Origin of the sequence: Roseateles sp. (assembly GCF_047654805.1) — a bacterium.
Taxonomy (GTDB): domain Bacteria; phylum Pseudomonadota; class Gammaproteobacteria; order Burkholderiales; family Burkholderiaceae_C; genus Pelomonas.
This window is the reverse complement of record NZ_JASGIV010000001.1, coordinates 428,100-454,432: the sequence shown is the minus strand read 5'-3', so window position 1 is coordinate 454,432 and position 26,333 is coordinate 428,100. Positions and strand designations below refer to the sequence as shown.

The following is a 26,333-nucleotide window of genomic DNA, read 5'->3' as shown; positions in this document are numbered from 1 at the left end:
TTTCGCGTCCCCTGCTTGTCCAGATCCCACAGGAGCCCATCATGCCCATCCGCTACTCCCTCGCCCAGCGCACGCCCTTGCTCAACGGCCTGTTCGCCGGCCTCGCCTGTGCCCTCGCGCTCACCCTGACGGCTGGCCCCGCGCTGGCCGACACTGCCGGCCTGGAGCGCGTCGAGATCAGTGGCCACGTCATCGAGGCGCCTGCACGCTATGACGTTCACGCCAGCTGCAACGCCATCGAGAAGCAGCTGCAGGAGGCGCTGCAGACCACCTGGGAACGAGAGCGCCGCACGGGCCGGGTCCGGGTCCAGTTGGTCATGGACGGTGGCGACATCACCGCAGTGAAGACGGACGGCATGTCCAACAGCGTCCAGCGCTCTGTGCGCAATGCCATCAACGGCCTGGACTGTGGCCAACAGGCTTCGACAGGCCCTCAGATCTACCGCTTCAGTGTGGACTTCATCGACCCCGATGACCGCCGCCAGCGCATGGCCGGCTTCACGCGTGCCGGCTATCGGCTGGCGCTGCTCAACGACTGAGCCACCGCCTCGTCGACCTGCTCCAGCGGCAGCCGCAGGCGGGCTGCCGCGCCGCCGGGAACGTCTCGCTGCGCGGTGGCCCAGACCGGAGCTGGGAAATGGCTGTCCCAGCCGAAGCGCGCGATGACGTGCCAGTGCAGGTGTGGCACGACATTGCCGAGGCTGGCGATATTGACCTTGGCTGGCTCGAGCAGCGACCGCAACACGCGCTCGATCCCGACGACGGCATCCATGCAGGCGTGCCTGTCGGCGGGTGGGAGGTCGCTGAACTCGGCAACATGGTCGGACCAGATGAGCCGATAGAAGGCCGGAAAGCGCAGGGCCTCGTCGCCCTCGACGACGCGCACGACACGAAACCGGGAAGTGCGCGCAACGATGAGGCCGCCATCGGTCGTGCAGAGCGGGCAATTCATGTCATCGATCTCCGAGTACCCAGCCCAGCGACAGCACATAGCGGCTGCCGCCTTCGACGCGCGTCACGCTGTGTTCGCAGGCGTCGGGGCGGAAGAACTTGATGCGCCGGCTCTCCCAGATGGGCGTCGCGCAGACGAACTCGCCGCCTCGCGGCGAGGCCTTCAGCACGATGTTGAGCCGGTAGTGGCGCCCGGCCTGCACCGGGTCGGTGTGCGGCGGGATCGCGCTGCCCTCGGGATAGCGGATCAGGTAGCTATCGAACGGCAGGGGCCAGCGTGCCGTGAGCAGCAGCATCTTGTCGTAGCCGCTGCGCTGGCGCCCGCGCTGCCACCTGAAGGCGGTGCGCAGGAAGCCCGACAGCGTCACACCAACACCCGCTCGATGCCGCCGTTGTTGGCCCTGGCCACGTAGTCGGGCATCCAGTTCTCCCCGAGGATCTGGCGGGCCATCTCGACGACGATGTAGTCGGCTTCGAGCAGGCCGTTCTGCAGGTCATTGCCATAGCGGGTCAGGCCCTGCAGGCAGCTGGGGCAGGAGGTGAGGATCTTCAGGTTGTCCTGCGCCCCCACCTTGCCACTCGCACGCAGTTGGGCCTCGGTCTTGCGCAGCTCCTCTTCCTTGCGGAAGCGCACCTGCGTCGAGATGTCGGGCCTTGTCACGCCCAGCGTGCCGCTCTCGCCGCAGCAGCGCTCGCTCTTGACGACGCCATCCCCCACCAGAGCCTTCACGGTCTTCATCGGCTCCTGCTGCTTCATCGGCGAATGGCAGGGGTCGTGGTACAGATAGCTGCTCTTGGAGCCCAGCGTGATGCCCTTCTCCAGCAGGTACTCGTGGATGTCGATGATGCGGCAGCCCGGAAAGATGTCCTCGAACTTGTAGCCCTGCAACTGGTCGTAGCAGGTGCCGCAGGACACGACGACCGTCTTGATGTCGAGATAGTTCAGCGTGTTGGCAACGCGATGGAAGAGCACCCGGTTGTCGGTGATCATCTTCTCGGCCTTGTCGAACTGGCCCGAGCCGCGCTGCGGGTAGCCGCAGCACAGGTACCCCGGCGGCAGCACCGTCTGCACCCCGGCGTGCCAGAGCATGGCCTGGGTGGCCAGCCCCACTTGGCTGAACAAGCGCTCCGAGCCGCAACCGGGGAAATAGAACACCGCCTCCGTCTCGCTCGGCGTGGCCGGCGGGCGAATGATGGGCACGTAGTTCTTGTCCTCGATGTCCAAGAGCGCCCGCGCCGTCTTCTTGGGCAGGCCGCCGGGCAGCTTCTTGTTGATGAAGTGGATGACCTGTTCCTTGACCGGCGCCGCGCCGACGGTGGCCGGCGGCGCACTCGTCTGCCTGCGGCCCGCGGGCTTGAAGAGGTCAACGGCCAGGCGCTGTGCCTTGAAGCCCAGCCCCACCATGGCCGTGCGCGCCAGCTTGATGGTCTCGGGGTTGGTCGCGTTCAGCATGAACATGGCCGCGGCGTTGCCCGGCCGCCAGGTCTTCTGGCCCATCTTGCGCAACAGGTTGCGCATGTTCATCGTCACGTCGCCGAAGTCGATCTTGACCGGGCAGGGTGTCAGGCACTTGTGGCAGACCGTGCAGTGGTCGGCCACATCCTCGAACTCCTGCCAGTGCTTGATAGACACGCCGCGGCGCGTCTGCTCCTCGTACAGGAAGGCCTCGACCAGCAGCGACGTCGCGAGGATCTTGTTGCGCGGGCTGTACAGCAGGTTGGCGCGCGGCACATGCGTGGCGCATACCGGCTTGCACTTACCGCAGCGCAGGCAGTCCTTCACCGAGTTGGCGATGGCGCCGATATCGCTCTGCTGCATGATCAGCGACTCGTGCCCCATCAGCCCGAAGGACGGCGTGTAGGCGTTGCGCAGGTCCGACGGCATGTCGGCATTGCGCAGCAGCTTGCCCTTGTTGAAGCGGCCCTCGGGATCGACCCTGGCCTTGTAGGCCGTGAAGTTGGCGAGCTCGTCGTCGCTGAGGAATTCGATCTTGGTGATGCCGATGCCGTGCTCGCCAGAGATCACGCCATCCAGCGAACGCGCCAGCGTCATGATGCGCGCCACGGCCTCGTGGGCCGTCTGCAGCATCTGGTAGTTGTCGCTGTTCACGGGGATGTTGGTGTGCACGTTGCCGTCGCCGGCATGCATGTGCAGGGCCACCCAGACACGGCCGCGCAACACCTCCTTGTGGATGCGCCTGCATTCGGCCAGCAGCGGCTCGAAGGCCGCCCCGCTGAACAGGGCCTGCAGCGGCTTGAGGACCTGCGTACGCCACGAAGCGCGCAGCTCATGCGTCTGCAGCCGCTCGAAGAAGCCGCTGTCCAGGCCCTCCAGCCATTGCCGCCACAGCTCGCCCACCTCGCGCAGCAGCGCCAGCGCCTGCTGCACACGGTCCTCCAGCAGCTCCGCGCTCGGGATGTCGCCGGCGTCGTCCGTCTTGCCCAACGGCAGCGAGCCGGTGGCGAAGAAAGCCTGGAGCCGGCCGACCAGTTCCAGCTTGTTGCGCAGGCTCAGCTCGATGTTGATGCGCTCGATACCCAGCGTGTACTCGCCCATGCGGTGCAGCGGGATCACCACGTCCTCGTTCACCTTGAACGCGTTGGTGTGCTTGCTGATGGCCGCCGTGCGCTTGCGGTCCAGCCAGAACTTCTTGCGGGCATCGGCACTGACCGCAACGAAGCCCTCGCCCGAGCGTCCATTCGCCAGCCGCACGACCTCGGAGGTGGCGCGCGCCACCGCATCGGCGTCATCGCCCACGATGTCGCCCACCAGCACCATCTTGGGCAGGCCGCCGCGCTTGCTCTTGGTCGCGTAGCCCACTGCCTTCAGGTAACGGTCGTCCAGGTGCTCCAGGCCCGCCAGCAACACGCCGGTGTCGGCGATGCTGAACATGTAGTCCTTGATGTCGACGATGCTGGGCACGCAATCCTTGGGATTGCCGAAGAACTCCAGGCAGACGGTGCGTGTGTGCGCCGGCATGCGGTGCACGATCCAGCGCGCACTGGTGATGAGGCCGTCGCAGCCTTCCTTCTGGATGCCTGGCAGGCCGGCGAGGAACTTGTCCGTCACGTCCTTGCCCAGCCCCTCCTTGCGGAACACGCGGCCGGGGATGTCCAACCGCTCGGTGCGCTCCAGCGTCCTGCCCGAGGCATCGAAATAGCGCAGCTCGAAGCTCGCCATCTCCACGTCATGGATCTTGCCGAGGTTGTGGTTGAGGCGCACAACCTCCAGCCACTTGGCCTGCGGCGTCACCATCTTCCAGCTGGCCAGGTTGTCCAGCGCCGTGCCCCACAGCACCGCCTTCTTCCCGCCAGCGTTCATGGCGACGTTGCCACCAATGCAGCTGGCTTCGGCCGAGGTCGGATCCACAGCGAACACGAAGCCGTGCTGCTCAGCCAGGTCCGCCACGCGCTGCGTGACGACGCCAGCCTCGCTGAAGATGGTCGGCACCTCGCGGTCCAGGCCCGGCAGCCTCAGCATCTCGACGCCGCGCAGCGCCTCGAGCTTCTCGGTGTTGATGACGGCGCTGTTCCAAACCAGCGGCACTGCGCCGCCCGTGTAGCCCGTGCCGCCACCGCGCGGGATGACCGTCAGACCCAGCTCGAAGCAGGCGCCCACCAGCCCGGCCATCTCGGCCTCGGTGTCCGGCGTCAGCACGACAAAGGGGTACTCCACGCGCCAATCAGTCGCGTCGGTCACATGCGACACACGCGACAGACCATCGAACTTGATGTTGTCCTTGGCTGTGTGGCGGGCCAGGGTCTTGGCTGCACGCTTGCGCAGCGTGGTGACGCTGTCGAAGAAGCGGGCGAACTCGGCCACCGCGCCACGCGCGGCCTGGAGCAGCTCACCCACGGCCGCATCGCGCTGCGGGTCGCTGGCCGGGTCGCGGCGCTTCTGCACCTCGGCAAGGCGGTGGTGCAGGGCCTCGATCAGCAGCCCGCGGCGCTTGGGGTTGTCCAGCAGGTCGTCCTGCAGATAGGGGTTGCGCTGCACCACCCAGATGTCGCCCAGCACCTCGTACAGCATGCGCGCGGATCGGCCCGTGCGCCGCTCCAGCCGCAACTGGTCCAGCAGCTCCCAGGCTCGGGAGCCCAGCAGCCGGATGACGATCTCGCGGTCGGAGAACGAGGTGTAGTTGTACGGAATCTCGCGCAGGCGCGGTGCGTCTGCGTGCGTGTCGGCCGCGTCAGCGGCGACCGGCATCAGGGGATGCGGGGCGTTCATAGAGGAAAAAGGGAGCGGCCGAGGATCGTAGCGCAGGGGGGTTTCACCCCAGAATGCGCGGGATGAAGCCCTGGCTCTATCCCCTTTGGCTCGCCCACCGCGGCGCCGGCAAGCTCGCCCCGGAGAACACGCTGGCCGCGTTCAGGTTGGGCAGCGGTTTCGGCTTCCGAGCCTTCGAATGTGACGTCAAGCTCAGCCGGGACGGCGAAGCCTTTTTGCTGCATGACGACACGCTGGAGCGCACCAGCAACGGCCACGGGTCGCCCGCCGGGCAGGACTGGGCGGCATTGGCACGGCTGGATGCCGGCGGCTGGCACAGCTCGCGCTATGCCGCCGAACCCCTGCCGCGCTTCGCACAGGTCGCCGCCTTCTGCCAGGCCAATGCCTGCATGCTCAACGTCGAGATCAAGCCCTGTCCCGGCGAGGAGGCCCGTACCGGCGCGGCCGTCGCCCGCGAGGCGGCACGGCTCTGGGCCGGTGCGCTGCCGCCGCTGCTGAGCAGCTTCAAGCCGGAGGCTCTCGCCGCCGCACGCGACGCCGAGCCCGCCCTGCCCCGCGCACTGCTGCTGGAGGCGCTGTGGGACGGCTGGGCCGAGGCCGCCACGGCACTGGACGTGGTCGCCGTCATCACCGACTGGCAGCTGATGGACCGGGCGCTCATCGAACGCCTGCACGCCAGCGGCTGGCGTGCACTGGTCTACACGGTGAACGATGTCGACGTGGCCCAGCGGCTGATCTCCGACGGCATCGACGGGATCATCACCGACGAGGTGGATCGCCTGGGTCCCGGTAGCAACTGACCAGCGCCGTCACGCGATAGAAGTGGCTGCCAGGCCGCAGGCGCGCTGCGTCGCAGGCCGGCTTGAAGTCCGCCTCGCCTTCGTTGAGCAGCATGCGCACCAGGCGCTCGCCCCCTGCGTCACGCCAGACCTCCCACTGCACGTTGGCCGCCATCGGGATGACGTTCTCGGTGCGCCAGGGGCTGGTCGAGTAGCTGTAGGGCCGCTGGCGAGGCAGCGGCTCGTGCACGCCGGCGATGCCGATGGCCGACACCAGCGGCGCGACGATCTCGGCGTGCGTGAACCGCAGCATTGCCCCCTCGCCGCTGGCCAGCCGGCCCAGCATGTCGTCGAGCAGCTGCGTCGCGATGTCGTAGGTCACCGGCCCGGTCTCGACGAGGCCCGGCCCCTTGCGATAGAAATCCTCGGCATCGCCCAGCTCGGCGAACACGGCAGCCGCATCGGCGGGTACGTAGGCCGAGAAGTCGCCGTCGAGCTCCAGCCTCAGGCCCGCCGCAGCGCCGCGCAGGTCCACGACATGCTGTGCCGCCTCCTCGGGCTTGGCGATGCGGTCGATGAAGTCGGCACCGTACAGGCCGGCCAGCACGCGGCGCGCCGCTGCGGGCAAGCGCGCGTCGGCGTCGATGCGGCGCTGCTGCGCGGCCTGCTCCGGTCCGCGCTGCCAAGCCTGGTAGGCAAGGCTGCGCTTGAGGGTGGCCTCGCGCGCCGGGGTGTCGGCCACGTCGCGCGACTCGCTGAGACGGTGGAAGTACAGCAGGAAACGATCCGAGCCCCAGTTCGCCGGCACGCGGGCCCTGGGGGCCGCTCGCTGCAGCGCCGCGGCGAAGCTGCGTGAGCTGTCGACCGCGCGATCCACGCCGGAACTGAGCAGCTCGACACCCGGACCGCCCCCGAACAACACGGGAAGCCTGGCGGCCATGCGCTGCGCCATCTGCTCGTGCTCCACGGCACCGAGCCTGCTCAGGTTGCCATAGCCGATGCGCCGCTGCGCCTCGATGAAGCGCAGCAGGTCCGCGCCGAAGCGCCGGCCCAGCGGCGTCAGCAAGCCCTGGGCATCGGCCTCGCGCCACAGCTGCAACGCGGCCTCGTCGCTGCCGGGCTTGGTCAGTCCGCGGCTGCCGTGGCGTGCGACGAGCTGCACGGCCACCGGCACGTAGCCTGTGGGCGCAGCCTCGTAACGCAACGCATCCTGGTGCGGCGCATACGGCGTCTTGGTGCCGAGGTGCCCGGCGGCCGTTGCCAGCAACGGCAGGGTCAGGCCGAGGCAGGCCAGCAACGCTCGGGCGATGTCATCGCCGATTCGCAATGCCTTCCTAGGCTGCGCGGTCTTTGTTTCCATCCCATGAGCGTATTCATGTTTCGTGACAACAACTCGAATGCCCTGACCGCCCTGGCCGCAGCCATTGCCGCATTGCTGGCCGCACCCTCCCGCGCGCAGACCGCCGCGCCCGAGAAGGTCGAGACCATCGTCGTGACGGGCCAGGCGTCCAGCCTGCGCAAGTCGCTGAAGATCCAGGAAAACGCGGACAACATCGTCAGCGCCGTCGTCGCCGACGACATCGGCGCCCTGCCCGACGTGAACGCCGCCGAGGCGCTCGCCCGGCTGCCCGGCGTGTCCGTGCAGCGCGACCAGGGCGAGGGCCGCTACGTCGTCGTGCGCGGCCTCGGCCCCGACATGAACACGATCACGATCAACGGCTCGCTGGTGCCATCACCAGAGGCCAGCCGCCGCGGCGTCAGCATGGACGTGCTGCCCTCGGGGCTGATCCGCTCGCTGGAAGTCATCAAGTCGCTGACGCCCGACATGGACGCCAACTCGCTAGGCGGTACGGTGGACGTCAAGACGCTGTCGGCCTTCGACCTGCCGGCCAGCCTGCTGAGCGCCGGCCTCTCGGTGAGCCGCGACCAGCTCACCGGGCAGAACAGCCCCGGCGCCAGCCTGCTGGGAGCCACGCGGCTGATGGACGGCAAGCTGGGCATCGCCGCCGCGCTGAACGTCGACCGGCGCAAGTTCGGCTCCGAGGACGTCGAGACCGACGGTGCCTGGAGCGGAGCCAAGCTGGCCGGCGTCGAGCTGCGCCACTACCGCCCAGAGCGCGAGCGCAGCGCCTTCGCAGCCAACCTGGACTACAAGCCGGCCGCTGGCCAGAGCTGGTCGCTGCGCACCATCCTGGCCCGCTTCAGCGACGACGAAGAGCGCGACCGCCTGACCATCAGCAACGTCACCGGCGGCGCTGTCGCCGAAGGCCAGACGGCCACGGTACGCGCCGAGCGCCGGCTGCGCGCCCGCAAGTACACGCGCTCCATCGCCTCGGTGGTACTCGCCACCGAGCAGGAATGGAACGACTGGCTGCTGCAGGCCAACGTCGGCCTGGGCAAGGGCAGTGAGCGCACGCCGGAGCAGATCAACGACGCGCGCTTCCGCCAGAACAACGTGGCCGGCGTGGGCTTCACCGACACCGTCAAGCCGCTGCTGACCGGCCCTGCCGCGCTCTACGACGCCAGCAAGTACACGTTGAACGGGTTCACTCTGCAGCAGCGCCGCAGCGACGACGACGAGCACAACGGCCGCGTGGACCTGACACGCACTGTCGCGCTGGCAGATGGCGGCAAGCTGGACCTGAAATTCGGCGCCAAGCTGAGCCGCCGAGAGAAGCGCAACGATACCGAGCAATGGGCCTACAGCAGCAGCTCGGCCAGCAGCGGCAACTACTGGGGCGCGGGATCGACCTCGCTGTCGGCGTTCGTGACGGGCTCGACACTGGACTTCAGCATGGGCGACATCGGCCCGGCCATCGACTCGGCCGCCGTCCGCGCCCGCCTCGCAGCGCTGCCGCGCGACGCCGCCAGGGTAGCAGCCGCCTCGGCGCTGGCCGACTACGTCACCCACGAGGACATCGACGCGGGCTATCTACAGGCCTCGCTCGACCTCTCGCCCGCCTGGAACGTGCTGGCCGGCCTGCGGCATGAGCGCACGAGCTTCAGCGCCAGCGGCAACGCCAGCTCCGTCGCCGGCGTTCTCTCTCCGACGCAGTACGGCCGCAGCTACGGCCACTGGCTGCCGGGCCTGCATACCCGCTACAAGCTGGACCGCGACACCAGCCTGCGTGCCGCGTGGACGAACTCGGTCGTGCGCGCCAACTTCGACCAGCTGTCCCCCGCCGTCACGCTCAGCAGCACGACGGAGGCCACGCTGGGCAACCCGCAGCTCAACCCCATGCGCGCGCGCAATCTCGATCTGGGACTGGAACGCATGCTGGGCAGCGATGGTGCGGTGTCGGCCTACCTGTTCCACAAGGACATCAAGGACTTCACCTACGCCACCAACCTCGCCGGGACAGGCGACTGGGTCGCCTACACCAGCGTGACCGGCTATGCCAACGGCCCCAAGGCGTCGGTGCAGGGGCTGGAGCTGTCCTATCAGCAGCAGCTGCGCCGGCTGCCCGGCTGGATGAGCGGCTTCATCGTCGGTGCCAACGCGGCGTTCACGCATTCCAGCGCCGATGTGAGCCGCTACGACAGCGCAAGCAAGGCCCAGTTGACCCGCCGCACCCGCATGCCGGGCCAGTCCGATACCACGCTCAACCTGATGCTGGGCTATGAGTCCGGGCCGGTCAGTACTCGGCTGGCGCTCAACCGCAAGTCCAAGTACCTCCTGCAATTCGGCAGCGACGTGACCAGCGCCGCGCAGGACCAGGTCGTCGCCGGCCAGCGTCAGGTGGACTTGTCGGTCAGCGTCAGGATCACGCCGTCGGTGCAACTCATGTTCGAGGGTGTCAACCTCAACAACGAGCACTACTACACCTACGTCGGCGTGCCCTCGATGAACTACCAGTACGAGCAGTACGGCCGCACCTACAAGGTCGGCCTCAAGGCGGCCCTGTTCTGACGCTCAGGCCACCGGCGCGTTGACCCGCGAATAGACGCAGGTGTCGCGCGGGTGGCCGTCCACCCCCAGCACGTTGTTGCGCAGGATGCCTTCCAGCTCGAAGCCGCAGCGCTCGGCCACGGCGCGGCTGCGGTTGTTGCGCCGGTCGCAGCGTATCTCCACGCGGCGCGCGGCCAGCAGGTCGAAGGCCAGGGTCGACAGCAGCCGCACGGTCTCGCTGACATGCCCCTGCCCGGCGGCGTCGGGACGTATCCAGTAGCCGATCTCGAAGCGGCGCACGGCCCAGTCGATGCGGTGCAGGCCCGTGCCACCCAGCAGCCGCCCGGCGCTGCCGTCGGCGCGGCGGGCATGGATGTGGAAGCACAGGTCGCGGCGGGCGATGAAATCGGCCTGCATGCGGCGCACGACGAGTTCCGAGCTCTCGGCCGTGGGGGCATCCTGCGCCCACGGCATCCAGGGCCGCAGGTGCGAGAGGGACTGCGTGATGACCAGGGCCATCTCGGCCCCCGAGCCGGTCCGCGGCGCCAGCAGCACGGTGCGTTCGCCGTCCAGGCGCTCGGGAACATCGATCAGCGGGGGGTCGGTTGCTGCGTTCATTCGTGCACTCTTCGTGTTGCGCGCTGCCCCGCCAGGCGGGAATGAGCCCCTTCGGGCGACTGTTCGGGGCTCATGCCGTCACCACCTCCACCGGCTTGGGCAGCTCGCGCACGCCGCGGATCACCGGGTGGCGCCAGGCCAGCACGGCGAGCAGGCAGGCGCCCACGCCCGAGAAGGCCAGTGCCGAGCGCAGGCCCAGGTGCTCGCCCAGCCAGCCGCCGACAAGCGCACCGGGGCCGGCCGGCAGCAGGATGAGCCAGCGCATGGTGCTGGTCATGCGCCCCAGCATGGGCGCGGGCGTGACGGCCTGACGCAGCGACAGGAAATTGATGAAGATCAGCACCGCACCCACGCCGAAAGCGAACAACATCAGCCCGAAGCTGACGACACCCGCCGCACCGGTCGGCGTCAGCGCCAGCTGCAGCCACCCGACGCCGCAGGCCGCATAGCCCAGAACCAGGCAAGGTCCCGGCCCGATGCAACGGCTGATGCGGTGGCCGAAGATGCTGGCCAGCACCGTGCCGGCACCCAAAGCGACGTAGGACAGGCCCACCGTCTGCGGCGACAGGTGCAGCTCGCGCGTGGCGTACAGGATCTGTACGACCAGGGCCGCGTTGTGGAACAGCTGCCAGCTGCCGGTGGCCGTGGCCAGGCTCACCAGCAGCTTGCGCTCTCGCACGAAGCGCAGCCCCGCCTTCAGCTCGGGCCAGAAGGCCTGGCCGCGTCGCTCGACCAGGGCCTCCTTGACCTGGATGCCGCGCAGGATGGCGGCCGAGGCCAGCAGCAGCAGCGCATCCACGGCCAGCGCCAGCGGCGCACCGACCAGCTTGATCAGCGCGCCGGCGAGGCCCGGGCCTGCGACCTCGGCGCCCGAGGAGGCCAGCGCGTTCTTCGCATGCGCCTCGACCAGCCGCTCCCGCGGCACCACCTGGGTCAGCACGATTTGCGCCGCGCTGCCGGCCACCGTGTAGACGCAGCCCAGTACGAAACCGACGACGTAGAGCCAGCCCATGCTGAGCACGCCCAGCCACGCTGCCAGCGGCACGGTGGCCACGGCCACGGCCAGCAGGCTCTCGCCCCAGACGTAGACGGGCAGCTTGGCGCAGCGGTCCAGCAGCACGCCGGCCGGCAGCGAGAACAGCACGAAGGGCAGGATCTCCATCGCCTGCAGCAGGCCCATCTGCGTTGGGCTGGCGTCGAGCAGCACGGCGGCCGTCAGCGGCAACGCCAGCATCGTGATCTGGCCGCCCAGCGAGGAGATGAGGATGGACGACCACAGCCGCCGGTAGACCGCATCACGCAGCAGATCGCCGGGCGCGAGGGTGAAGAACTGGATCAGACGGGTGAGCATGACGTGTTGCTTTCGAGACTCGACAGGCAGGGATGGCCCCGCCGGGAAGGACGGCACGCGAGGTGCGTCAGTCGAGATCGAGCAACTTGGTCATGCACGGCATGCTAGCAGCGCGATGGGCCGGTGTCGCGTGCCGGCCGTCATGGGCGGCTCACCCGCAACTCGGCATAGCCGGTCCGCGCGTCGAACTCGCGGGCCAGCGTACCGGGCGGCAACGGCGCAACGAGCAGCTCGGCCGTCGTGTGCACCGTGCAGCCTGCGCAGACATGGCCGCCGAAAACGCGGCCCGACGCGTCCGCCACACTGGCATGCAGATGGGCGCCGTCCGGCGTGAGGCTGCCGCTCAGCGTCAGGATCTCCAGCGGCCCGGCAATGGCCGTCGGCCCCGGATCATCCGCAAAACGCAGTTGTGCGCCACACAGGCTGCCGATGCCCGCGACGACGAAGCCCGTGTGCCCTGCAGCCTCCAGCACGCCGCGCAGGTCGTCACCGGGGCTCAGGCGCAGCGCCTGCATCGTCACCAACCCACCGCCGCGCCGTCACGACGCGGATCGCTGGCGGCCACGTAGCCTTCGACGCCCGGGTCACCGAGCCGCCAGATGAACTGGCCGGCGCCGAAGTCCTGGTAGCTATCGTGGATGTCGCCGATCTGATGGCCCAGAGCCTGCAATGCCGCGACGGTGGCCGCAGGCATGTGGGGCTCCACGTTGATGGACAGTCCTTCGTTGAAGCGCCAACGCGGCGCGTCGCAGGCGGCCTGCGGGTTCTGGTCGTACTTGAGCATGCGCACCAGCGTCTGCAGGTGTCCTTGCGGTTGCATGTTGCCTCCCATGACACCGAAGCTCATGACCGGTGCGCCGTCCCGGGCCAGGAATCCCGGGATGATGGTGTGGAATGGCCGCTTGCCTGGCGCGACCTGGTTGGGATGACCGCCCTCCAGCGTGAAGCAGTGACCGCGGTTTTGCAGGCTTACGCCATAGCCCGGCAGCACCAGGCCGGAGCCAAAGCCCATGTAGTTGCTCTGGATGAAGCTGACCATCATTCCCGATTCGTCGGCCGCGGTCAGGTAGATGGTGCCGCCCTTGACAGGATTGCCTGCGCCGAAGACCTGGGCACGCATGGGGTCGATGAGCTTGGCGCGTTCGGCAAGGTAGTCGGGGGCCAGCAACTGCGACGGGCTGACGGGCATCGCAGCCGGCTCCGCCACGTAGCGATACACGTCGGCGAATGCCAGCTTCATGGCTTCGATCATCAGGTGCTGGGCCTCGGGGCCGTCCACGGCGTGATCCGCCACGTCCCAGTGCTCCAGCAGACCCAGCGCCATCTGCGCCGCGATGCCCTGGCCGTTGGGTGGTATCTCGTGCAGCGTATGGCCAGCGAAGTCCTTGGCCAGCGGCGTGACCCATTCGGGCCGGTAGGCAGCGAGATCAGCCTCGGTCAGGGCGCCGCCGGTGTCACGCGCAAAGTGCGCCATGGCGTGGGCGATCTCGCCGCGGTAGAAGGCCTCGCCCCTGCTTTCGGCGATCAGCCTCAGGCTGCGTGCCGCGTCGGGGAAGCGAAACAGCTCCCCCACCCGGGGCGCCCGGCCCCTGGGCAGGAAGGCCTGCGCGAAGCCCGGCTGCGACGTGAGCTCGCCCAGCTCCGCCGCCATGACCCACTTGCCCTGTACAACGGGTGGCACGGCGTAGCCACGCTCGGCGATCGCTATCGCCGGCTGCATCAGCTCCGCGAACGGCAGCTTGCCAAAACGCTCGCTCAAGGCCGCCCAGCCGCCCACCGCACCGGGCACGGTGACCGAGCCCCAGCCGCGCATCGGCAGGGTCGCCCCGCCAGCGAAGAAACCGGGCGTCCACGCGGCCGGCGCCGGGCCCGAGGCGTTCAAGCCGTGCAGCCGCCTGCCATCCCAAAGGATGCAAAAGGCATCCGAGCCCAGGCCGTTGCTGCAAGGCTCCACCAGCGTCATGCAGGCCGCAGTGGCGATGGCCGCGTCAACCGCGTTCCCGCCGGCCTGCAGCACCGCCAGGCCGGCCTGCGCCGCGAGCGGGTGCGAAGTCGACACGATGTTGCGCGCAAACAGCGGGCTGCGCCGGCTCGGATAGCCGGCCTTCCAGTCGAAGGGCTTCATGAGGCTCGATTCTGGGCCGCTTGTAATGTTTTGCAACGCAGGTGGCGGGGGTCAACCGACGCGCCCGAGGCCTCGTTGTCGTCCCAAGCTCTCGCGAAGCCCGAACCGAAACCCAACCACCCTGGAGCCTTGAAGATGAACACGCTGAAGACCACCCTCGCCACTGCCCTCATCACGCTCGCCTCGGGCGTGGCCCTGGCGCAGACGCCGGCCCCCGCGACCACGCCCGCCCCGGCCGCCAAGCCGGCGGCCACCACGACGGCAGCGCCTGCCACGGCCGCCGCCCCCGCCGAGGCCGCCAGTGGCGCCAAGCATGGTCACAAGCACCACGCCAAGAAGAAGCACGCCGAGGCCAAGACCGGCGAGGCCGCCAAGACCGACGCGAAGACCGAGACCAAGACGCAGTAAGCGCCTCAGCGCTCCGCGCAAGGCCGCAGCCCTCCGGGTTGCGGCCTTTTTGCTTTGGCGCGGCGGCTCGCCCGATGGCAAATCGTGAACTGCTTCGCGAAGCATCCCGACACCCCCCGCATCGAAGCGTGGCGCACCCGGGTGACGGCTTCCTAGACTGCGCAGCTACGTCAATCCACCTCACGCCCGATGCGCCGCCTTGCCCTTCTCGCAGCCGTTTTCCTCACCAGCGCCGCCCACGCCGGCCCGGTCACGCTGGGCCTGGACGCCAGCCTCAACCTGCTGGCCTTCGGCAACATGAAGGTGAGCAGCAGCGACGTGGAAGGCCGTGTGGCCGTCGGCGGCGATGCCAGCATCAGCGGCTATTCGATCAACACCAAGACCGGCTCCAGCGCGCTGTATGCCGGCACCGGCCTCACGGTGGGCGGCAATCTGAACTTCACGAACGGCTCGATCTGGGGTGGCGTGCAGGTGGGCGGCAGCTACACGCCGTCGCAGTCCGGCACGGTCAAGGGTGGCGTGCAGTCCGGCACGGACTTCGATTTCGCCGCTGAACGCGCGCGGCTGAACCTGCTTTCGCAGACCTGGGATGCGATGGCCAACACCGGCTCGGCCTACGACAAGTGGGGCACGCTGCACTTCGACGCGAGCGGCCAGTCGCTGGCCGTCTTCGACGTCCAGGCCACTGATCTGCTGAAGAACATGCAGATCGACGGCCTGGCCGCCGGTTCGCAGGTGCTCATCAACGTGCACGGCAGCACGGTGGACTTCGGCAACCATGGCTATACGGGCTTCGAGAAGGGCCAGGTCATCTTCAATCTGGTGGATGCCGTCAACGTGCTGCTGAATGGTGGCATCAACGCCTCGCTGCTGGCGCTGGACGCCACGGTCAATCAGGGCTGGGGCCAGATCAACGGCCAGGTGGTCGTGAACAACTGGTACACCAGCATGCAGGTCAACGATGCGCCCATCCCGGGCACGACCAGCGTGCGTCCGCAAACGCCCAATGCTCAGGCGCTGCCGGAGCCTGGCTCCGTCGCACTGGTCGGGCTGGGCCTTGCGGCGCTGCTTGCCGCGCGCCGCCGTCGCGCTGCGTGATGGCCTCCTGACGCAACGAACAAACAAAAAGCCCGGACCATGCCGGGCTTTCTCGCTGCGTCGGCCGTGACGCTCAGAACGCCGGCACCACCGCGCCGCCGTACTTGGTCTCGATGAACTTCTTCACCTCGGCGCTGTTCAGCGCGGCAGCGAGCTTCTTCAGCGCCGGCGTGTCCTTGTTGTCAGCGCGCGCCACCAGCCAGTTGGCGTAGGGAGAACGGGCGTCCTCGATGGCCAGGGCGTTCTTCACTGGATTGAGCTTGGCTTCCAGCGCGTAGTTGGTGTTGATCAGCGCCAGGTCCACCTGCGGCAGGATGCGCGGCAGCGTGGCGGCCTCGATCTCGCGGAACTTCAGCTTCTTGGGGTTGTCGGCGATGTCGCGCGGCGTGGCCAAGATGTTGTCCGTGCTCTTGAGCTTGATGACGCCCGCACGGTCCAGCAGCAGCAGCGCGCGGCCTGCATTGCTGGGATCATTCGGGATCGCGACTGTGCCGCCGGCGGGGATGTCGGCCAGCGCCTTGTGCTTGCTGGAATAGGCGCCGAACGGCTCCACATGCACCGCGACCACTGGCTGCAGGTTCGCGCCCTTGCCCTTGTTGAACTCGGCCAGGTAGGGCTTGTGCTGGAAGAAGTTGGCGTCCAGGCGCTTTTCAGCGACCTGCACGTTGGGCTGCACATAGTCGGTGAACACCTTCACCTCCAGCTCCACGCCCTGCTTGGCCAACGCCGGCTTCACGAACTCCAGGATCTCGGCATGCGGCACCGCGGTGGCGGCCACCGTCAGCTTGTCTGCAGCGTTGGCGGCTGCGGCCAGCGCGAGGGCGGCCAGCGCCAGGATGATCTTGCTTTTCATAGGGAAGGACTCCTCTGGGTACAACGGAAGAAAAGGGAAAGGGGAGTGGCGTTCAGCGGTGCGTACAACGCCGCACCAGCCAGTCGCCAAGCATCTGCAGCAGCTGCACCAGCAACAGCAGCAGCACGACCGTCACCACCATCACCTCGGTCTGGAAGCGCTGGTAGCCGAAGCGGATTGCCAGGTCCCCCAGGCCACCGCCGCCGATCACGCCGGACATCGCCGTGTAGCCGACCAGCGTGATCGCGGTGACCGTGACCGCGGACCACAGAGCCGGCCGAGCCTCAGGCAGCAGCGCCTGCCAGACGATCTGCCACGTCGACGCGCCCATCGCCAGGCCCGCCTCGACAATGCCGCGGTCGACACCCCGCAGGGCGCCCTCCACCAGTCGGGCCAAGAACGGCGTCGCGCCCACCACAAGCGGCGGGATCGCGCCAGCCACGCCGAGCGAGGTGCCCGCCACCAGCAGCGTGAACGGGATCAGCACGATCAGCAGGATCACGAAAGGCAGCGAGCGCAGCACGTTCACCACCAGCGACAGCAGCGCGTAAACGCGCGGCGCCGCCAGCAACTGGCCGCGGTCGAACAGGAACAACGCCACGCCCAGCGGCAAGCCCAGCAGCACGGTGAACAGCAGCGAGCCGCCGAGCATCAGCAGCGTGTCCCAGGAGGCCAGGCCGATCTCGGCCCAGTCAATGGCATTCAGCAAGGCGTCCATCAGCGCAACGCCTCCACATGCACGCCGCGGGCCTCGAGCAGCGAGCGGGCCGCATCCAGATCGCCACCGGCCACCGAGATCGTCAGCTGACCATAGGGCTGGTCCTTGATACGGTCGATGCGGCCCGACAGGATGCCGAAGTCCAGCCCGGTGCGGCGGGCCACTTCACCCAGCAGCGGGTCATAGGTGCGCTCGCCGCGGAAGGTCAGTTGAAGCAGGTGGCCGGGCACATGAGAGAAGTCGTCCAGCAGCTGGTGCTCGTCCACATGCTCGGCCTCCCTCACGAAGCGTCGCGTGACGGCATGCCGTGGATGCAGGAAGACGTCGGCCACCGGCCCGTGCTCGACGATCAGGCCGCCGTCGATGACCGCGACGCGATCACAGACGCGGCGCACCACCTCCATCTCGTGCGTGATCAGCACGATGGTCAGGCCCAGCTCGCGATTGAGCTCGCCAAGCAGGGTCAGGATGGCACGCGTGGTCTCTGGGTCCAGCGCACTGGTGGCCTCGTCGCACAACAGCACCCTCGGAGCAGTGGCCAGCGCGCGGGCGATGCCGACACGCTGCTTCTGCCCGCCCGAGAGCTGGGCCGGGTACTTGCGGGCCTGGTCCGCGAGGCCGACGCGCGCCAGCAGCGCATCGACGCGCTGCGCAATGTCACTCGCCGAGCGGCCACCGGCTATCTTCAACGGCCAGGCGACATTCTCGGCCACGGTCTTGCCGGACAGCAGGTTGAAGTGCTGGAAGATCATGCCGATGCGCTGGCGCGCGGCGCGCAGGCCCGCGTCGCCCAGCGCCAGCAGGTCCTCCCCGGCAACGCGCACCGCACCACCGTCGGGCCGCTCCAGCAGGTTGATCAGGCGCAGCAACGTGCTCTTCCCGGCACCCGACGCGCCGATGATGCCGAACACCTCGCCGGCTTCGACGCGCAGGTCGACGCCGCGCAGCGCCGTGACGCGCTGCCGGCCAACGGCATAGGATTTGTGGACTTGTTCTAGTTCTATCACCGGTCTGGCGCAGCTCCGGCCCCATGAGGTCGAAGCGGTGTCGCAGGAGAGTCAGACCGGAATGCTAGTGATAACCCTAGATTTGGCGAACAACCGTTTGGAAATATGCAAATTACGGCCTTGGGCGCCGTAAGCCGCGTCCGGGCGGATCAGCGGATGGGCGCAATGTCGCGCAGCGCCTTCACGGCACCCGCGCCAACAGCTGCGCCGAAGCGCTTGGCCAGCCGTTCGGCCACGTTGTCCTTGGGCGTGTAGTCGATGACCTCCTCGGCCTTGATGACCTCGCGAGCCACGTAGTCCAGATTGCCGAAGTGGTCGGCCAGGCCGATTGCGACGGCCTGCTCGCCGTTCCAGAACAGGCCGGAGAAGGTGTCCGGCGTTTCCTTCAGCCGCTTGCCTCGGCCCTCGCGCACGACCGCGATGAATTGCTGGTGGATCTGATCCAGCATGGCCTGGGCATAGGCACGCTGCTTCGGGAGCAGTGGACTGAACGGGTCCAGCATGCCCTTGTTCTCGCCGGCCGTCAGCAGGCGACGCTCGACGCCCAGCTTATCCATCAGCCCGGTGAAGCCGAAGCCGTCCATCAGCACGCCGATGGAGCCCACCACCGAAGCCTTGTCGACGTAGATCTCGTCGGCAGCTGCAGCGATGTAATAGGCGCCCGAAGCGCACATCTCCTCGACGACGGCGTAGACGGGCTTGCCGTACTGCTTGCGCAGCCGCTTGATCTCGTCATAGACGATGCCGGCCTGCACCGGGCTGCCACCGGGCGAGTTGATGCGCAGCACAACAGCCTGGGCCGCATCGTCCTTGAAGGCGTCCTTCAGCGCAGCGAGCAGCAACTCGGCGCTGGCCTCGGAGTCGGCAGCAATCTCGCCGCGCACCTCGACGAGGGCGGTATGAGGCGTGGCCGTCGGCGTCATGTGCCGGCCCTGCCACAGGCTGTAGACCAGCAGGGCCGCGAGTACCAGCCAGAACAGCCGGAAGGTGGTGCGCCAGCGCCGCTCGGCGCGCCTATCGCGCAGGAAGTCACGAGCGAGCTCGGCCAGCACGGCCTCGTGCTGTGGCGCCACCCGAGGCGGTGGAACGCCCACGGGATCATGCATGGGGGGCGGCAGGTCGTCGTCAGGGATGCTCATGTCAACCTTCGAAGGCGGGTTGGGTGTCGCGTGTCGGATGCCAGAAGACCTCGCCGTCACGCTCGGTCAGTTCGATCTTGGTCAGCCGCCCGCGCGTGCAGGGGCCCATCAGGCATTGGCCGGTCAGGGGGTCGTAGACGGCACCATGGATGCTGCACATGATGAAGCGTTTGTCACCGTCGAGGAACTCGCCTTCCTGCCAGTCCATCTCGGTCGGCACATGGGCGCAGCGGTTCAGGTAGGCCACGGCCTGCCCATCGAAGCGCAGCGCAAAGGCGCGCACGGGCTCTCGCCACTGGATGACGTCGAAGCTGACGGCCTTGCCGCGCTCCGGCAGCTCGGCTGACGTGCACAGGCGCTGCGGCGGCGCAACGTCGGGCTCAGGCATGCTGGATCAGCCAGTCGTGCAGCTCGCGCGTCGAATGCGCGACGAACAGCGGTTTGTGCTCGGCGAAGGTCTCGTGGTCGTGCGCGCCGAAGCTGACGGCAACGCAGGGCACCCCGGCGTTGGCAGCCAGCAGCAGGTCATGCGTGGTGTCGCCGATCATCAGCGTGCGCTCGGGCTCGGTACCGAACTCGCGCATCAGCTCCAGCAGCATCTGCGGATGCGGCTTGGAGCGGGTCTCGTCGGCCGTGCGACTGCCGTCGAACACCTTCGTCAGCTCGCTGGACGCGAGCACGCGGTCCAGGCCCACGCGGTTCTTGCCGGTGGCGACGGCCAGCCAGTGGTGGCGGGCCTTCAAGGCCTGCAGCATCTCCACACTGCCATCGAACAGCGCCACCTCGTGCTCGGCGCCAAGATAGTGGTGGCGGTAGCGCAGGCCCAGCTCGCCGTAGCGATCGTGCGACAGGCCCGGCACCACATGTTCCAGCGCATCGCGCAGGCCAAGGCCGATGACGTACCTGGCACGCTCGAACTCGGGCTCGGGCAGGCCGATGTCGACAGCGGCGCGCTGGATGCAGCGCGCGATCAGGGCGGTGGAGTCGAACAGGGTGCCATCCCAGTCGAAGGCGATCAGGTCGAAGCGTTGGGGTCTCATGGGTTCATCAGCTTCGCACACTCCGGCGGCAACGGCGCTTCCAGCGTCATCTCGGCCCCGCTGGCCGGATGGGTGAAGCGCAGGCGCCGGGCGTGCAGGAACATGCGATCGAACTTCAGCGCGCCGCGCGCCAGCTCGTGGTTGCGTTCGAAGTCACCGTACTTGGGGTCGCCCACTATGGGGTGGCCGGCCTGCTGCAGGTGGACGCGGATCTGATGGGTTCGGCCGGTCTTGATGGTCACGTCGAGCAGGCTGAACCGCGCCGTCCTCTGCATCACCTTGACCAGGCTGATGGAACGCTTGGCTTGCGGCTCATCGGCCTTGCCCGGCCTGACCCAGCGCTCGCCGTCACTGCCGACAAACTTGACCAGAGGCACATCGATGACCTTGAGCTTGTCCGGCCACTCGCCCCACACCAGCGCGGCGTAGGTCTTGCCGGTCTCGCGGTCGCGCAACTGGTCCTGCAGCGCCACCAGCGCGCTGCGCTTCTTGGCGATCATCAGCAAGCCCGAAGTCTCCTTGTCCAGCCGGTGCACCAGCTCCAGGAACTTGGCTGCGGGCCGCGCGCGGCGCAGCGCCTCGATGACGCCATAGCTGACGCCCGAGCCACCGTGCACGGCGACGCCGGCCGGCTTGTCGATCACCAGCAGATGCTCGTCCTCGAAAACGACCGGAAACTCGCGCGCCGGCGCCTCGGGCGCGGCCGGCCTCTCGGGCACACGCACCGGCGGGATGCGCACCTCGTCGCCGATCTCCAACCGGGTGTCAGCCTGCGCCCGGCCCTTGTTGACACGCACCTCGCCGGCCCGGATCACCCGGTAGACATGCGTCTTGGGCACACCCTTGAGCTCGCGCAGGAGGAAGTTGTCCAGGCGCTGGCCGGCCGATCCCTCGTCCACGACGACGCGTCGAACCGCGGGTTTGTCCGTACCCACAGTGGTCGTCAACCCCGTGGCAGGGGCCTCAGGGCCTGCCCCTATAATCCTTTTCACCACGTTGCTGCCGTAAGTGTTTGATTTTTTTGATTTTAGCGGTGGCGACGCGGCGCCTGAGGGGCTAACCCCCGGGCACAAACAGGCGATGCAACGCATCCTGAGGCCGGCAGGCGGTTTCCCCAAGTGAAACAGCGGTCGGCAACACGATGTGGCAGAGCGATGACACCCGGAACCCACCGGCTTCTCTTCAAACGCCTAGAAACGAGAAGAGCGCCGGTTGCCAAACAAGGTTTTCACGGCGTGAGAGCGCGCGATCCGGTTCAAGGACCGGACCGCAAGAGCTCGCGCCAGCGTCCAGCAGTCCTTCGCGGATGAGCACTCCCCTTCCCCACCCGCTGCGCCCTGCCGCGCGACCCCAGCCAGAAGCTGCGGTGGTCGCCTGGCCCGGCGCGTTCGCGTTCACGCGCGGCTGGGTCGAGGCTGGGCTTGTCCGCGTCATGGCCGCCCGGTCGCATGCGCCAACGCCGCCCGGCGTCTGACCTCCGTCAGAAACCCGAGCGGTCCAGGGCACTCCTTCCACGGTTCCACGCTGTCGCTCGTGCGTCTTGAACGCCACCTTCTGGTGGCATGACGTTGCGCGTCTCCGCACGGGGCGCGCGAGGAGTGATGACATGAAACGCATGCTGATCAATGCGACGCAGCCGGAAGAGCGGCGCCTCGCGATCGTCGATGGCCAGAAGCTGCTCGACTTCGAGACCGAGATCGAAGGCCGGGAACAGCGCAAGGGCAACATCTACAAGGCCGTCGTGACGCGGGTCGAGCCTTCGCTCGAAGCCTGCTTCGTCGACTACGGCGAGGACCGCCACGGCTTCCTGCCGTTCAAGGAAATCTCGCGCCAGTTCTTCCGCGAAGGCGCCGACGTCAAGAACGCGACCATCAAGGACGCGATCAAGGAAGGCCAGGAGCTGCTGGTCCAGGTCGAAAAGGAAGAGCGCGGCAACAAGGGCGCGGCGCTGACCACGTTCATCTCGCTGGCCGGCCGCTACCTGGTGCTGATGCCCAACAACCCGCGCGGCGGTGGCGTTTCGCGCCGCATCGAGGGCGAGGACCGCGAGGAGCTCAAGGAGAACCTCGACCAGCTCGAGTACCCGAAGGGCATGAGCCTGATCGCCCGCACCGCCGGCATCGGCCGCTCCGCCGCCGAGCTGCAGTGGGACCTGAACTACATGCTCAAGCTCTGGACCGCGATCGACGACGCGTCCAAGGGCGGCAAGGGCGCCTTCCTGATCTACCAGGAGAGCAGCCTCGTCATCCGCGCGATCCGCGACTACTTCACCGCCGACATCGGCGAGATCCTGATCGACACGGACGACCTGTTCGAGCAGGCCCACCAGTTCATGAACCACGTGATGCCTGACCAGGGCCATCGCGTGAAGCGCTACCGTGACGATGCGCCGCTGTTCAGCCGCTTCCAGATCGAACATCAGATCGAGACGGCCCACAGCCGCACGGTGAACCTGCCGTCCGGCGGCGCCATCGTCATCGACCACACCGAAGCCCTCGTCTCGGTCGACGTCAACTCGGCCCGAGCCACGCGTGGCGGCGACATCGAGGAAACCGCGACCCGCACCAACCTCGAAGCGGCCGACGAGATCGCCCGCCAGATGCGCCTGCGCGACCTCGGCGGCCTGATCGTCGTGGACTTCATCGACATGGAGGAGTCCAAGAACCGCCGTGACGTGGAACAGCGCCTGCGCGACGCGCTGCGCAACGACCGTGCCCGCGTGCAGTTCGCCTCCATCAGCAAGTTTGGCCTGCTCGAGATGAGCCGCCAGCGCCTGCGCCCGGCGCTCAGCGAAGGCAACCACATCACCTGCCCGCGCTGCAATGGCACCGGCCACATCCGCGACACGGAGAGTTCCGCGCTGCAGATCCTGCGCATGGTCCAAGAAGAGGCCATGAAGGACAACACCGCCGCCGTGCACGTGCAGGTGCCGGTGGAGGTGACCTCGTTCCTGCTGAACGAGAAGCGCACCGAGATCACCAAGATCGAGCTGAAGCAGCGCGTCACCGTGCTGCTGGTGCCCAACAAGCACCTCGAGACGCCCAACTACAAGCTGGAGCGCCTGCGCCACGACGACCCGCGCCTGGAAAACCTGCAGGCCAGCTACACGATGATCGAGGAGCCGGACGACGAGGTGGGCATCACCCGTCGCGGCGACGTCGAGAAGAAGAACAAGCAGGAGCCGGTCATCAAGGGCATCCTGCCCGAGCAGCCCGCGCCCATCGCTGCACCGGCACCCGCACCGGTCGTGGCTCCGGCCCCGGCGCCCGTGGTCGCCGCGCCCGCACCGGCCGCCAAGGGCTTCTTCAGCCGCCTGCTCAGCTTCTTCGGCGGTGGCGACTCGGCCCCGGCCCCCGTGCCGGCCGTGGAAGCTCCCGCACCTGCCGCGGCCGCCACCGACAAACCCAAGCGCGAAGGCGGCCGTGACGGCCGTCGCGATGGGCGCCGTGGTGAGCGTGGTGAGCGTGGTGAGCGTGGTGAGCGTGGTGAACGCGGTGGCCGCCGCGACGGCAAGCCTCAAGAGACCCGCGGTGATCGCGGTGATCGCAACACCAAGCGCGCAGACGGTGGCGACAAGCCCGAACAGCAGCAGCGCCCCGAACGTGGTGAACGCGCAGAACGTGGTGAACGTGGTGAACGTGGTGAACGTGCGGAGCGCGGTGAGCGCCGCCCGCGTGGCGAGCGCCAGGAGCGCCCGCCGGTCGAGACGGTGGCTGCACTGCCGGCCGCCGCGCCGCTGAGCGAGGAACTGGCCGCCGTCCATGACGCGCCGCCCGCTTTCGTTGACAGCCAGGCCGAGGCTGCCCTGCCCCCGACCGGCGACACGCCGGCCGGCGAGGAGCGCCAGGGCCGCGGCCGCCGCCGCCGCCGTGGTGGCCGAGACCGCGAGGAGCAGGCTGGTGCCGACGCCGAAGGCGTCATCGAGGCTGGCGCCGAAACACCGGTGGAGGCGTCCGCCGATGGCGCATCGCCGGTCGAGAGCGATGACGCCGGCGAAGGCCACGGGCGTGAAAGCCGCCGTCGCGGGGGTCGCAACCGCAATCGCAACCGCCGTGAGGACGGTGCTGTCGAAGGACAGGAATCCCCGGCCGCCGATGAGACCGCCGCCGAGGTGGCAGCACCTGCCGCTCCGGTGCAGAGCTCGTTGATCGAGGACGCCATGGCCGCCGCTCCGGCTCCGGCTCCGGCGCCGGCCCCCGCTCCGGTCGCCGCCGTGCCTGCGCCCGTCCAGGCCCCGGCACCCGTCGTCGAGGCCTTCAAGCTGCCGATGAACGAACTGCAAGCCATTGCCGAAGGCGCCGGTCTGCAGTGGGTCAACTCGGACGCCGACAAGATCGCCGCCGCGCAGGCCGCCATCGCGGCCGAACCCGCGCCGGCCCCGCTGGGCCGCGAGCCCGCGCCTGTCGTTGTCGTCGACGAGGGCCCGCTGGTGCTCGTCGAGACCCGCAAGGATCTGAGCCAGGTCAAGCTGCCCTTCGAGGCGTGACCGGTTGACCCCTGAAACGCCGCCGGTCACAAGCCGGCGGCGTTTTGCTTTCTTGAGCTTCACCGAGGCGTCCATGACCACGACTACCGCGAACCCTCACGCGAACACGGCACCGGCCAAGATGCCGCCGCAGATCCCCTACATCATCGGCAACGAGGGATGTGAGCGCTTCAGCTTCTACGGCATGCGCAACATCCTGACGGTCTTCATGATGACCAGCCTGCTGCTGGCCATCCCCGAGGACTTGCGCAAGGCCGAGGCCAAGGAGGTGTTCCACACCTTCGTCATCGGCGTCTACTTCTTCCCGCTGCTGGGCGGCTGGCTGGCCGATCGCTTCTTCGGCAAGTACCCGACCATCTTCTGGCTAAGCCTCGTGTACTGCGCTGGTCATGCCTGCCTGGCGATCTTCGAAGACAACATCCGCGGCTTCTACTTCGGCCTGTTCCTGATCTCGCTGGGCTCAGGCGGCATCAAGCCGCTGGTCAGCAGCTTCGTCGGCGACCAGTTCGACAAGAGCAACCGCTCGCTGGCCCAGAAGGTCTATGACGCCTTCTACTGGATCATCAACTTCGGCAGCTTCTTCGCGTCGCTGCTGATGCCCGTCATCCTCAAGGCCTTCGGCGCCAGCGTGGCCTTCGGCCTGCCGGGCCTGCTGATGGGGCTGGCCACTCTGATCCTGTGGAGTGGCCGCAAGAAGTACGTGCACCAACCGCCCCGCGGCGCCAACCCGCACAGCTTCCTGAAGGTGGTTTGGACGGCGCTGAAGGCCGGTGGCCTGGGGCTGGGCGTCGCGGCACTGGGCCTGATCGGCGCAGCCTACAGCCTGAGCCAGATGGGCAGCCTGGGCTTCGTCGCTGCGGTCTGCCTGGCGCTGGTTCTCGTGATGGGCTTCGGGGGCATCGGCGCAGCGCTGCAGCTGGAGCGCGCTCGCGGCGTGCATCCTGACGAGGCGGTGGACGGCGCGCGCGCCGTGCTGCGCGTGCTGGTGCTGTTCGCTCTGGTCACGCCGTTCTGGTCGCTGTTCGACCAGAAGGCCTCGACCTGGGTGCTGCAGGCCGACCAGATGAGCAAGCCCGAGTGGTTCCAGTCTTCCATGATGCAGGCGCTGAACCCGGCCCTGGTGATGATCCTCATCCCCTTCAACAACCTGGTGCTCTACCCGACGCTTGCGCGCATGGGCCTGAAGGTCACGGCGCTGCGTCGCATGGGCGCGGGCATCGCGCTGGCCGGCGTCGCCTGGATCTTTGCCGGCATGCTGCAGCTCTGGCTGGACGCAGGCGACACGGTCAGCATCGTCTGGCAGATGCTGCCCTATGTGGCGCTGACGCTGGGCGAGGTGCTGGTCTCCGCCACCGGCCTGGAGTTTGCGTACAGCCAGGCGCCCTTGTCCATGAAGGGCACCATCATGAGCTTCTGGAGCCTGTCGGTGACGGTGGGCAATCTGTGGGTACTGCTGTCCAACGTCAGCATCAAGAGCCCGACGGCGCTGGCCGCCATCCACTCCACCGGCTACAGCGAGACGGCCTGCCTGATGTTCTTCTTCGCAGGCTTCGCGCTGGTGGCGGCGCTGCTGTTCGCCTTGGTGGCACGACGCTATCCGATGCAGAACAATTACCGCGGCTGACGCCGCCATGGGCCGGCAT

General features: G+C 68.1%; 22 protein-coding genes. 7 read left to right on the top strand and 15 right to left on the bottom strand.

Going from position 1 to position 26,333, the window contains the following annotated elements; genetic code table 11:
* Positions 1-41: 41 nt before the first annotated feature.
* Positions 42-539 carry a hypothetical protein gene (locus tag QM732_RS02120; protein WP_415654563.1) on the top strand — a complete coding sequence of 166 codons (498 nt, stop codon included), beginning with the start codon at positions 42-44 and terminating at the stop codon, positions 537-539.
* On the opposite strand, the gene QM732_RS02115 is transcribed toward QM732_RS02120, so the two are convergent.
* Genes QM732_RS02115 through QM732_RS02105 form a run of 3 tightly spaced genes read right to left on the bottom strand, consistent with a single transcriptional unit; the run spans position 512 to position 5,179 of the window.
* Entirely contained in the window at positions 512-952 is a 441-nt protein-coding gene (locus QM732_RS02115; RefSeq protein ID WP_415654562.1) for an HIT family protein, read from the bottom strand. The genes QM732_RS02120 and QM732_RS02115 overlap by 28 nt on opposite strands.
* A 1-nt stretch (position 953) precedes the next feature.
* Positions 954-1,319: a 2OG-Fe(II) oxygenase gene (locus tag QM732_RS02110; protein WP_415654561.1), complete on the bottom strand. Its 366-nt coding sequence runs from the start codon at positions 1,317-1,319 to the stop codon at positions 954-956.
* Positions 1,316-5,179 (bottom strand): DUF3683 domain-containing protein, encoded by a 3,864-nt coding sequence (locus QM732_RS02105; protein WP_415654560.1) that lies wholly within the window; start codon positions 5,177-5,179, stop codon positions 1,316-1,318. Before QM732_RS02105 ends, QM732_RS02110 begins: the two co-directional genes overlap by 4 nt.
* 62 nt (positions 5,180-5,241) lie before the next feature.
* Between QM732_RS02105 and ugpQ the strand changes: the two genes are divergently transcribed.
* Positions 5,242-5,979 carry a glycerophosphodiester phosphodiesterase gene (ugpQ, locus tag QM732_RS02100; RefSeq protein WP_415654559.1) on the top strand — a complete coding sequence of 246 codons (738 nt, stop codon included), beginning with the start codon at positions 5,242-5,244 and terminating at the stop codon, positions 5,977-5,979.
* On the opposite strand, the gene QM732_RS02095 is transcribed toward ugpQ, so the two are convergent.
* Complete coding sequence (locus QM732_RS02095) at positions 5,939-7,318, bottom strand: histidine-type phosphatase (RefSeq protein ID WP_415654558.1); 1,380 nt, start codon at positions 7,316-7,318, stop codon at positions 5,939-5,941. The genes ugpQ and QM732_RS02095 overlap by 41 nt on opposite strands.
* Before the next feature lie 15 nt (positions 7,319-7,333).
* Here QM732_RS02095 and QM732_RS02090 point away from each other — a divergent pair, with 15 nt between their 5' ends.
* On the top strand, positions 7,334-9,868 hold the full coding sequence (locus tag QM732_RS02090; RefSeq protein WP_415654557.1) for a TonB-dependent receptor: 2,535 nt from the start codon (positions 7,334-7,336) through the stop codon (positions 9,866-9,868).
* A gap of 3 nt (positions 9,869-9,871) precedes the next feature.
* Here the strand turns inward: QM732_RS02090 and QM732_RS02085 are convergent, their stop codons facing one another.
* The 4 genes from QM732_RS02085 to QM732_RS02070 form a co-directional block, all read right to left on the bottom strand.
* Positions 9,872-10,465, bottom strand: a complete 594-nt coding sequence (locus tag QM732_RS02085) for a GNAT family N-acetyltransferase (protein ID WP_415654556.1) — start codon at positions 10,463-10,465, stop codon at positions 9,872-9,874.
* 70 nt (positions 10,466-10,535) lie between these two features.
* Positions 10,536-11,816, bottom strand: a complete 1,281-nt coding sequence (locus QM732_RS02080; RefSeq protein WP_415654555.1) for an MFS transporter — start codon at positions 11,814-11,816, stop codon at positions 10,536-10,538.
* A 140-nt stretch (positions 11,817-11,956) separates the two neighbouring features.
* Positions 11,957-12,331 carry a PPC domain-containing DNA-binding protein gene (locus QM732_RS02075; protein WP_415659320.1) on the bottom strand — a complete coding sequence of 125 codons (375 nt, stop codon included), beginning with the start codon at positions 12,329-12,331 and terminating at the stop codon, positions 11,957-11,959.
* 2 nt (positions 12,332-12,333) lie between these two features.
* Positions 12,334-13,941, bottom strand: coding sequence for a gamma-glutamyltransferase family protein (locus QM732_RS02070; protein ID WP_415654554.1), 1,608 nt, complete (start codon positions 13,939-13,941; stop codon positions 12,334-12,336).
* A 135-nt stretch (positions 13,942-14,076) separates the two neighbouring features.
* Here QM732_RS02070 and QM732_RS02065 point away from each other — a divergent pair, with 135 nt between their 5' ends.
* Positions 14,077-14,349 (top strand): hypothetical protein, encoded by a 273-nt coding sequence (locus tag QM732_RS02065; RefSeq protein ID WP_415654553.1) that lies wholly within the window; start codon positions 14,077-14,079, stop codon positions 14,347-14,349.
* Positions 14,350-14,538: 189 nt separating this feature from the next.
* On the top strand, positions 14,539-15,447 hold the full coding sequence (locus QM732_RS02060) for a choice-of-anchor A family protein (protein WP_415654552.1): 909 nt from the start codon (positions 14,539-14,541) through the stop codon (positions 15,445-15,447).
* A gap of 73 nt (positions 15,448-15,520) precedes the next feature.
* Here the strand turns inward: QM732_RS02060 and QM732_RS02055 are convergent, their stop codons facing one another.
* From QM732_RS02055 to QM732_RS02025, 7 genes are all read right to left on the bottom strand, one after another.
* Positions 15,521-16,300, bottom strand: a complete 780-nt coding sequence (locus QM732_RS02055; RefSeq protein ID WP_415654551.1) for a MetQ/NlpA family ABC transporter substrate-binding protein — start codon at positions 16,298-16,300, stop codon at positions 15,521-15,523.
* A 52-nt stretch (positions 16,301-16,352) separates the two neighbouring features.
* Positions 16,353-17,018 (bottom strand): methionine ABC transporter permease, encoded by a 666-nt coding sequence (locus QM732_RS02050; protein ID WP_415654550.1) that lies wholly within the window; start codon positions 17,016-17,018, stop codon positions 16,353-16,355.
* Complete coding sequence (locus QM732_RS02045) at positions 17,018-18,025, bottom strand: methionine ABC transporter ATP-binding protein (RefSeq protein WP_415654549.1); 1,008 nt, start codon at positions 18,023-18,025, stop codon at positions 17,018-17,020. The genes QM732_RS02050 and QM732_RS02045 overlap by 1 nt, the downstream gene beginning before the upstream one ends.
* Before the next feature lie 149 nt (positions 18,026-18,174).
* A complete protein-coding gene (locus tag QM732_RS02040) occupies positions 18,175-19,164 on the bottom strand; it encodes a S49 family peptidase (protein ID WP_415654548.1) in 990 nt (329 codons plus the stop codon).
* Between the two features lies 1 nt (position 19,165).
* Positions 19,166-19,552 carry a Rieske (2Fe-2S) protein gene (locus QM732_RS02035; RefSeq protein ID WP_415654547.1) on the bottom strand — a complete coding sequence of 129 codons (387 nt, stop codon included), beginning with the start codon at positions 19,550-19,552 and terminating at the stop codon, positions 19,166-19,168.
* Positions 19,545-20,204 carry an HAD family hydrolase gene (locus QM732_RS02030; RefSeq protein WP_415654546.1) on the bottom strand — a complete coding sequence of 220 codons (660 nt, stop codon included), beginning with the start codon at positions 20,202-20,204 and terminating at the stop codon, positions 19,545-19,547. Before QM732_RS02030 ends, QM732_RS02035 begins: the two co-directional genes overlap by 8 nt.
* Positions 20,201-21,196, bottom strand: coding sequence for an RluA family pseudouridine synthase (locus QM732_RS02025; protein WP_415654545.1), 996 nt, complete (start codon positions 21,194-21,196; stop codon positions 20,201-20,203). The genes QM732_RS02030 and QM732_RS02025 overlap by 4 nt, the downstream gene beginning before the upstream one ends.
* A gap of 614 nt (positions 21,197-21,810) precedes the next feature.
* On the opposite strand from QM732_RS02025, the gene QM732_RS02020 reads away from it, so the two are divergent.
* Entirely contained in the window at positions 21,811-24,690 is a 2,880-nt protein-coding gene (locus tag QM732_RS02020) for an Rne/Rng family ribonuclease (RefSeq protein ID WP_415654544.1), read from the top strand.
* Between the two features lie 73 nt (positions 24,691-24,763).
* On the top strand, positions 24,764-26,314 hold the full coding sequence (locus QM732_RS02015; protein WP_415654543.1) for an oligopeptide:H+ symporter: 1,551 nt from the start codon (positions 24,764-24,766) through the stop codon (positions 26,312-26,314).
* Positions 26,315-26,333 lie beyond the last annotated feature (19 nt).